Here is a 9,119-nt window from a genome sequence, read left to right on the forward strand (position 1 = left end):
TGGAGCACTCGAACACGCAACTGGAAGTTGGCAGATGCTGTGTATTTAAACCCAGAGCGCCCTGAAATTAAGAGCGCAACGGGCTAGCAACTGTAAGACAAGGTGACAGGTACCTTGACACGTACCGCGTTTGCCAAAAGGGACTCGCCGTAAGGGCGAAACCATAAGTGGCCGTTACCGCAGAAACGGATATGTTCTCAATCAACCAAGAACCTGGTCGGCCCGAAGGCCGCCAAGGTCAAACCCTCAAACCGACTCGTTGCGAACCCGAAACCACGCCGCATAAAGCGCTGGCAAAAACAGCAGGGTCAACGCCGTAGCCACAATCAACCCCCCCATGATCGCCACCGCCATCGGCCCGAAAAACACACTGCGCGACAACGGAATCATCGCCAGCACCGCCGCCAGCGCCGTCAACACAATCGGCCGGAACCGCCGCACCGTCGCCTCGATAATCGCCTGCCAAGGCTTCAGCCCCGCAGCAATATCCTGCTCGATCTGATCCACCAGAATCACCGAGTTACGCATGATCATCCCCGACAACGCGATCGTCCCGAGCATGGCCACAAACCCGAACGGCTGACGGAACACCAGCAAGAACAGCGTCACCCCGATCAGCCCCAACGGTGCCGTCAGAAACACCATCGCCGTGCGTGAGAAACTGCGCAATTGCAGCATCAGCAACGTCAACACCACCACGATGAACAGCGGCACCCCGGCCTTCACCGAGTTCTGTCCGCGCTCGGAATCCTCTACGGTGCCACCGACATCCAGCAAATACCCGTCCGGCAATTCGGCGCGAATCGGATCAAGCGTCGGCATGATCTGCTGAACCAGCGTTGCCGGCTGTTCCTTGCCATAAATATCGGCGCGCACCGTCACGTTAGGCAGGCGATTGCGGTGCCAGATCACGCCCTCTTCGAAGCCGTATTCCAGCGTGGCGATCTGCGACAACGCTACGCTGCGACCGTTGTCCGTCGGTATGGCCAGGCTCGGCAGCAACGACAGCTCCGTGCGTTCATGCACGGTGCCGCGCAGCAGTATCTCGATCAACTCGTTGTCTTCGCGGTACTGGCTGACACTGGAGCCGGTCAGCGAGCTTTGCAAAAACTTCGACAGGTTCGCCGTGCTCACGCCCAATGCCCGGGCGCGGTCCTGATCGATGTTCAGGTACACGACTTTGCTTGGTTCTTCCCAATCGAGGTGAACGTTGACCACATGCGGGTTTTCCCGAACCTTGGCCGCGACTTTGCGCGCCAAGGCCCGAACTTCCTCGATGTGCTCACCCGTGACCCGGAACTGCACCGGATAGCCAACCGGCGGACCGTTTTCCAGGCGCGTGACCCGCGAGCGCAGCGTCGGGAATTGTTCGTTGAGCGTTGAGATCAACCATGCACGCAGGGGTTCGCGGTCCTCGATGGTCTTGGCCAGCACCACAACCTGGGCGAAGCTCGCAGCAGGCAGTTGCTGATCCAGCGGCAGGTAAAAACGCGGCGAACCGGTGCCGACGTAAGCCACGTAGTTATCAATCCCGGCCTTGTCCTTGAGCAAGGCTTCAAGGCGTTTGACCTCCTCGGCGGTGTTGCTCAAGGAAGCGCCTTCGGCGAGTTTCAGGTCGACCATCAACTCCAGTCGGCCGGACGCGGGGAAAAACTGCTGCGGCACAAAACGGAACAGCACGATGGAGGCAACGAACAGCACCACGGTCGCCGCGATCACGGTTTTACGCCAGCGCACACACCATTCCACCACACGCCGGACGCGCTGATAGAACGGTGTTCCGTAAGGATCCGGTTGGCCTGGGCCGTGTTTCGCCGCATGAATTTTCGCCAGGTCCGGCAGGAGTTTTTCCCCCAGGTAAGGCACGAACAGCACCGCGGCCACCCACGACGCCAGCAGCGCGATGGTCACCACTTCAAAGATCGAACGGGTGTACTCCCCCGTGCCCGATTGCGCCGTGGCAATCGGCAGGAAACCGGCTGCGGTGATCAGCGTGCCGGTAAGCATCGGGAACGCGGTGCTGGTCCAGGCATAGCTCGCCGCTTTGACCCGGTCGAAGCCCTGCTCCATTTTGATCGCCATCATTTCCACGGCGATGATCGCGTCATCCACCAGCAGTCCCAGCGCCAAAACCAACGCGCCGAGGGAAATCTTGTGCAGGCCGATGCCAAGGTAATACATGCAGGCAAACGTCATCGCCAACACCAGAGGAATCGCCAGGGCGACCACCATGCCGGTGCGCACGCCGAGTGAGAAGAAACTCACCAACAGCACGATGGCCAATGCTTCGACCAACACCTGAATGAACTCACCAACGCCGGTTTTCACCGCCGCCGGTTGATCGGACACCTTGCGCAGCTGCATGCCGATCGGGAGGTTTTTCTGGATACGGGCGAACTCGCCTTCCAGCGCCTTGCCCAGCACCAGAATGTCGCCGCCCTCCTTCATGGCGACAGCCAGACCAATCGCATTTTCCCCCATGAAGCGCATACGCGGCGCCGGTGGATCGTTGAACCCACGGCGCACATCCGCCACATCGGAGATGCGGAACGTACGATCACCTACGCGGATCGGGAAGTTCTTGATCTCGTCGACCGTGCGAAAATTCCCCGTCACCCGTAGCTGCAATCGCTCGCTGCTGGTTTCGAAGAAGCCCGCCGTGGACACCGCGTTCTGTTCTTCAAGCGCCTGCTGCACCGTCCCCAATGGCAAGCCGAGGGTGGCGAGCTTGACGTTCGACAGCTCGATCCAGATTTTCTCGTCCTGCAAGCCGAGCAGGTCGACCTTGCCCACGTCCTTGACCCGTTGCAGCTGGATCTGGATGCGATCGGCGTAATCCTTGAGCACGGCGTAGTCGAAACCTTCGCCGGTCAGGGCGTAGATGTTGCCGAAGGTGGTGCCGAATTCATCGTTGAAGAACGGCCCCTGAATCCCTGGCGGCAAGGTGTGGCGAATGTCGTTGACCTTCTTGCGCACCTGATACCAGAGCTCCGGGATCTCCACCGAGTGCATGGAGTCACGGGCGATGAAGGTGACCTGGGATTCTCCGGGGCGAGAGAACGAAGCGATGCGCTCGTACTCGCCGGTTTCCATCAGTTTCTTTTCAATGCGTTCAGTGACCTGGCGCGAGACTTCCTCGGCGGTCGCCCCCGGCCAATTGGTGCGAATCACCATGGCTTTGAAGGTGAACGGCGGGTCTTCGCTCTGGCCGAGCTTGGTGTAGGAAAGTGCGCCAACGATCGCCAGCAAGAGCATCAGGAACAGGACGATCTGGCGATTGCGCAGCGCCCAGGCAGAAAGATTGAAGCCCATCGGGGATTACTCCTTGTCGGCCAGATTGACCACGCGGTTGGAGCGATCCACCGGGCGCACGGATTGTCCGTCCAGAAGCACATGAACACCCGCAGCCACGACCCAGTCGCTGGCGTTGAGGCCTTCGAGTACCGGTACGTTTTTCTCGCCAAAGGCACCGATCCGCACCGGGGTCTTCTTCAATGTGTTGTTGGCGCTGACGACCCAGACATAAGTCACGCCGCCTTCTGCGGTCAGCGCGGACAATGGCACCGACAGGGCCACGGTTTCGGCGGTCGGCACAAAGACACGGGCGCTCTGGCCGAGCTCGGCGGGCACTTTGGCGCTACTGAAAGCGATGCGCGCCGCGAAGGTGCGGGACTTGGGATCGGCAGCCGGCGACAGTTCGCGGATACGTCCGTCGAAACGCTGGTCCGGTTGCGTCCACAGCTCCACTGATACTGGCTGACCGACCTTGAAGCGACCGAAGCTTTGCTCTGGCAGGCTGATCAAGACTTCACGCTCGCCGTCGGTGGCCAGGGTAAACACGGTTTGCCCGGCCGCGACGACTTGCCCGACTTCCACCGCACGCTTGGCGACCACGCCATCCTGCGGCGCACGCAGCACGGCGTAGCTGGCCTGATTGGTCGAGACGTTGAATTCGGCTTTGATTTGTTTGAGACGCGCTTCACCAGAACGGTAAAGGTTTTCGTGATTGTCGTACTGCGAGCGGCTGACCAGCTGACGCTCCATCAGCGTTTTATAGCGATCACGCTCGGCGCGCACCATGCTCAGATTGGCCTCGGCGGCCGCGACCTGGGCGCGCGTGGCTTCCAATTGCAGGCGCACGTCCTGGGGATCAAGTTCCGCCAGCGGCTGATCGGCCTTGACCCGCTGCCCTTCGTCGACCAATCGTCGGCTGACCTTGCCGCCGATGCGGAACGCCAGGTCCGGCTCATAGCGGGCGCGGACTTCACCGGGATAGCTTTCCATCGCCTGCGCCGACGGCTCTGGCTGAACCACCATGGCCGGACGGATGCTGACTTGCGGCGCTTCTTCGTGACCGCACGCCGTCAATAGAAATGCCAGGCTGACCGGCAACGCGAGGGGCAAGGCATAGCGGAACATGGTGAAGGACCTTTCGCTAATGGTGCTTGGAATAATTATACTGGCGAGTATGTTATTAATAGCAAACTCACCAGTCCAGTAATAAAAGCGAATATGCCGAACAATCTTTCAGCACCCAATGGCCCAGGCCGCCCCAAGGATCTGGCCAAGCGCCAGGCGATCCTCGACGCAGCGAAAACGCTGTTTTTGACCAAGGGTTATGCCAACACCAGCATGGATGCTGTCGCAGCGGAGGCCGGTGTGTCGAAGCTGACGGTCTACAGCCACTTCAACGACAAGGAGACGCTGTTCTCCGCCGCCGTGGTGGCCAAGTGCGAAGAACAACTGCCACCGCTGTTTTTCGAATTATCGGAAGGCGTGGCGGTGGAAGCGGTGCTGCTGAACATCGCGCGCGGTTTCCATCAGTTGATCAACAGCGATGAGTCGGTGAACCTGCACCGCTTGATGATGACCCTGGGCAGCCTGGACCCGAAACTCTCGCAGATCTTCTTCGAGGCCGGGCCCCAGCGCATGGTGCATGGCATGGAGCGCTTGCTGAGCAAGATCGACGAAAGCGGCGCGTTGAGCATCGACAAACCGCACAACGCAGCCGAGCACTTCTTCTGCCTGCTCAAGGGCGCGGGGAATTTTCGTTTGCTGTACGGCTGCGGCGAACCGCCGGTGGGTGAGGCGGCGGAGAGCCATGTGCGGGAAGTGGTGGGGTTGTTTATGCGGGCTTATCGGCCTGAGTGAACCTGATGATTTGAGGGTGTCCGGGCTGACGCCTTCGCTAGCAAGCCAGCTCCTACAGGGTCCGAGGTGTTCCAAAATCCCGGGACCGACACAAAACCTGTAGGAGCTGGCTTGCCAGCGATGAAGGCGACTCGGTCCTAAGGCTTGAGCGCCTTCTTCGGATAAATGTCATACCGACTGGACTTGCCATCCAGCGCATGACTCGGCTTCGGCCCTTCAATGCAGGGCGCCTTGCGCGGGCGCTTGACCACCACCCGGTGGCTGGCCAGCGCGAGTGCCGCTTCGAGCAATGCCGGTGCATCCGGGTCATCGCCCACCAGCGGCCGGAACAGGCGCATTTCTTTCTTCACCAGCGCGGTTTTCTCACGGTGCGGAAACATCGGATCGAGGTAGATCACCTGCGGCGGCTCCCCCTCCCAATTGCGCATCACCTCAATCGAATTGCCCTTGAGCAACCGCATGCGCGCCACGATCGGCGCCACATCGAAATCTTCTGCACCCCGGGCGAGGCCATCCTCCAGCAAGGCGCCAATCAACGGCTGACGCTCGATCAGGCTCATCTCGCAGCCCAGGCTTGCCAGCACGAACGCATCCTTGCCCAGCCCCGCCGTGGCGTCCAGCACGCGCGGACGCACGCCTTGGGCGACGCCTACAGCCTTGGCGATCATCTGCCCGCTGCCGCCACCGTACAAACGGCGATGGGCCGCACCGCCCTCGACGAAGTCCACCCGCACCGGCCCCGGCGCATCCGGCCCAAGCTGTTGCAGTTGCAAACCCTGCTCGCCCACCTGCAAGGCAAACTCGCCGTCAGCCACTTGCAGCGGCAAGCCCAGGCGCTCGGCCCATTGTTCGGCTTGTGGCGCGAAGGCAGGGTTCAGCGCCTCGACATGGATGCGGCACACCGCGGGTTGATCAATCATCGGAAAACACGCTCAAAAAATTAATGATCGGCAAAAACGGCCGATAACAAAACTATCGAGCATTTTGCCAGAGCTGAGCGTCGACCGAGAGAAATGTCAGACTTTCAACCCACAATCACAGGTTTTATCTCGCCCTACGGCGATTACAACCTGCGAAACACCCAGGCACTGAGCGGTGTCAGTCACATCTGGCAAGATTTCTTTGCCCGTGCGCTGGCCGAACAGTCGGGTGAAGTGCTACCTGAATCTCTGAATTTCCCACCGGTCGATCTGGAAAGCCCGGTCGAACCCACCGTCGGCAGCGACTTGCTGGCGCACATCGTGTCCCAGCGTGAATGCGATGTGCAGGACAACGAAGTCCGCCCGCCCGAGCCGCTGTTCCTGCCGATTGCCGAATTCGAAATGGACCTGGCCGACAAGCCTTTCCCACCGTTCCCGGCGGATGAAATCGTCGCTCAGCAGAAGCAACAAAACTTCGAAAGCGGCTGGGTTCGCCCGATCGTCCTGAACGCCGGCCAACCTGTGCCGCACATCACCCCGGCGCCGCAACCCCGTCCACTGCACTTGCCGATTGCCGAATTTGAACTCGATTTGCTCGACAAGCCGTTCCCGCCGTTCTCGTCGGAAGAACGGGTGGAGCAACAGAAACAACTCGACTTCGACAACGGCTGGGCACGCCCGATTGTCCTGCAGAACCTGCGCATCGCCGCCTGATCCTCGTCCCCCCGCTACACACTCTATGTTCAGCCCTTGAACAATTGATTGGCTTGGGCAAACGGCATGGAACGGGAAGTGAACCCGAACGTACCCGACGTCTGGATTTCTTCGGCGGCGCGGAAGAATTCGCCATACGCCGCCAGTGCGAGCGCCGAGCCCACGCTGATGCGCTTGACGCCCATTTCACTCAACTGCGCGACCGTCAGCTTCAAGCCGCCCGACATCAAAATGTTCACCGGTTTTGGCGCCACCGCACGCACCACCGCCAGTACATCCTCGGCGTTGCGCAGGCCCGGCGCGTAAAGCACGTCGGCGCCCGCCTCGGCGAATGCCTGCAAGCGGCGGATGGTGTCTGGCAGATCCGGATTACCGTGCAGGAAGTTCTCCGCCCGGGCCGTCAAGGTGAAAGGAAACGCCAAGCGGCGAGCAGCAGCGACGGCAGCTTCGATGCGCGCCACTGCATGTTCAAAGCAGTAGATCGGGCCTTCTTCGCGGCCGGTGGCATCTTCAATCGAACCACCGACAGCGCCCGCCTCCGCCGCGCGCAGAATGCTCTTGGCGCAATCGGCGGGGTTGTCGGCAAAACCGTTTTCCAGGTCCACCGCCACCGGCAAGTCCGTGGCGCCGACAATCGCCCGGACGTTTGCCAGCGTCTCGTCCAGGGTCAGGCCGCCATCGGGACGAGCCTGGGAAAAGGCATAGCCGGCACTGGTGGTCGCCAGCGCCTCGAAGCCCAGACTTGCGAGCATTTTCGCCGAGCCGGCATCCCACGGGTTGGGAATCACAAAAGCACCGCTGCGTTCGTGCAAGGCTTTAAACGCTTGGGCTCGAAGGGTTTGCGCATCCATTGGCAGACTCCTGAAAAGGGCAACGAATCCGCCTTCAGAGCAGGCCAAGTTGCTCGGCGGCGGGTTCTCTGTATAGCTCAGGCAGCGCCGGCAAGCCAGGCAAACGCAGCATCAATCTGGCGTGAAAACGTTGCGCCAGTTTGGCTGCGAGCTGGTTGTCGGCGGTGTGCAGGAAGATGTAAGGCGTGCGGCCCTCTTCGATCCACAGGGCGATTTTCTCCACCCACGGCAGCAGGAAGGGATCGTTGGCCTCAAGCTCGGGATGACCGATGAAGCGCACCTGCGGAAACTGCGTGAACGCTGCCGGGCGCGTTGGGACTCGGGGTTTCTTGGATTGAGCATGCAGCACCGAAGGTTCGGTCGAGGTGCAGCTGAACAGCGCACGCGGATCGAGGCAGATGCGTTCGACACCGCGATCCAGCAACAGGCGATTGAGCATGCGCTCGCTATCGCCCTTGGCGAAGAAGTCGTCATGCCGCACTTCCACGGCCAGAGGCCGTTCCAGGGCATCGATAAATCCGGCCAGTTCCGGCAAGCGTTGCGGCGTGAAGCTTTTCGATAACTGCAACCACAGGGGCGACACACGTTCGCCGAGCGGGCTGAGCAACTGCAGAAAGGTTTCGGCGGCAGTGAGCTGTTCGCGCAGGTCACCGCCGTGGCTGATCTCGCCGGGAAATTTGGCGGCGAACCGAAAATGTTCGGGCATGGTGTCGGCCCAGCGCTGCACCGTCGTGGCAGCCGGGCTCGCGTAGAAAGTCGTGTTGCCTTCCACGGCGTTGAATACTTGGGAGTAGAGATTCAGAAATTCAGCGGGTCTGGCGTCTGGCGGATACAGATAGTCACGCCAGGCGTTTTCACTCCAGGAGGGGCAGCCGAGGTAGTAAGGCAGATCCATCAGATGTACAGGTCGAGACCCAGCACTTCCGCATCCCAATCGACGAACCCGGCGGTGCTCAGGTAGCTGGCCAACGCCATGGCCACACTTTTGCTCATCGCACGGTGATAAAGCATGTCCTGCTGGCGGGCCGGGAGATTGCTGAGCTTTTGCGCAGAGGCTTTGGCGGCACGGGCAGCCAGTTGCTCTTGAGTCGGAAATTCCAGCTCGCCGTCGATATCGACGGACTCGTCTTCCACCACATGGCCTTTGCGAGGCTTGCGCTTGATCGGGTAGGACTGAGAGGAAACGCCGTCTATACGCATAAAGGTATGCTCGGGATCAGTGGTGGCAGTTTAGTGGCGCGGAATCCACTTCGCAAACGGCCGAGTGATAACTAGAACACATAAAAGGGAAAAGGTTTAAAAGCTGGGGTTAGAAACCGATGATTGGCGGTGCCTGTAGAAGATCGCAGCCTGCGGCAGCTCCTTGTATCTCGACTATCGCTCCATCAGGAGCGATAGTTCTCGACTGATCATCGAGGGAGGGTTCTGGAAGCCGTGCAGCTCCTTAGGCTTTATGCCTGTGACGTAGATTGTGCTCCAGCCC

General features: G+C 60.4%; 8 protein-coding genes. 2 read left to right on the forward strand and 6 right to left on the reverse strand.

The window, feature by feature from the left end; translation table 11 throughout:
* Positions 1-246: 246 nt before the first annotated feature.
* Both CKW19_RS27785 and CKW19_RS27790 read right to left on the reverse strand, forming a co-directional pair.
* Positions 247-3,312 carry an efflux RND transporter permease subunit gene (locus tag CKW19_RS27785; RefSeq protein WP_095061697.1) on the reverse strand — a complete coding sequence of 1,022 codons (3,066 nt, stop codon included), beginning with the start codon at positions 3,310-3,312 and terminating at the stop codon, positions 247-249.
* Positions 3,313-3,318: 6 nt separating this feature from the next.
* Entirely contained in the window at positions 3,319-4,419 is a 1,101-nt protein-coding gene (locus tag CKW19_RS27790) for an efflux RND transporter periplasmic adaptor subunit (RefSeq protein WP_095061699.1), read from the reverse strand.
* 93 nt (positions 4,420-4,512) lie between these two features.
* Here CKW19_RS27790 and CKW19_RS27795 point away from each other — a divergent pair, with 93 nt between their 5' ends.
* Complete coding sequence (locus tag CKW19_RS27795) at positions 4,513-5,151, forward strand: TetR/AcrR family transcriptional regulator (protein WP_095061701.1); 639 nt, start codon at positions 4,513-4,515, stop codon at positions 5,149-5,151.
* Between the two features lie 137 nt (positions 5,152-5,288).
* Here CKW19_RS27795 and CKW19_RS27800 read toward each other — a convergent pair whose 3' ends face one another.
* Entirely contained in the window at positions 5,289-6,071 is a 783-nt protein-coding gene (locus CKW19_RS27800; RefSeq protein ID WP_095061703.1) for a class I SAM-dependent methyltransferase, read from the reverse strand.
* A gap of 93 nt (positions 6,072-6,164) precedes the next feature.
* Here CKW19_RS27800 and CKW19_RS27805 point away from each other — a divergent pair, with 93 nt between their 5' ends.
* Positions 6,165-6,785 (forward strand): energy transducer TonB, encoded by a 621-nt coding sequence (locus CKW19_RS27805; protein WP_095061705.1) that lies wholly within the window; start codon positions 6,165-6,167, stop codon positions 6,783-6,785.
* Between the two features lie 29 nt (positions 6,786-6,814).
* Here the strand turns inward: CKW19_RS27805 and CKW19_RS27810 are convergent, their stop codons facing one another.
* Genes CKW19_RS27810 through CKW19_RS27820 form a run of 3 tightly spaced genes read right to left on the reverse strand, consistent with a single transcriptional unit; the run spans position 6,815 to position 8,836 of the window.
* A complete protein-coding gene (locus CKW19_RS27810; RefSeq protein WP_095061707.1) occupies positions 6,815-7,636 on the reverse strand; it encodes an oxaloacetate decarboxylase in 822 nt (273 codons plus the stop codon).
* Between the two features lie 34 nt (positions 7,637-7,670).
* Positions 7,671-8,531, reverse strand: a complete 861-nt coding sequence (locus CKW19_RS27815) for a DUF72 domain-containing protein (protein WP_095061709.1) — start codon at positions 8,529-8,531, stop codon at positions 7,671-7,673.
* Positions 8,531-8,836, reverse strand: a complete 306-nt coding sequence (locus CKW19_RS27820) for a hypothetical protein (RefSeq protein WP_095061711.1) — start codon at positions 8,834-8,836, stop codon at positions 8,531-8,533. Before CKW19_RS27820 ends, CKW19_RS27815 begins: the two co-directional genes overlap by 1 nt.
* Between the last annotated feature and the right edge of the window lie 283 nt (positions 8,837-9,119).

This window comes from Pseudomonas sp. Irchel s3f7 (assembly GCF_900187615.1).
Classification (GTDB): Bacteria; Pseudomonadota; Gammaproteobacteria; order Pseudomonadales; family Pseudomonadaceae; genus Aquipseudomonas.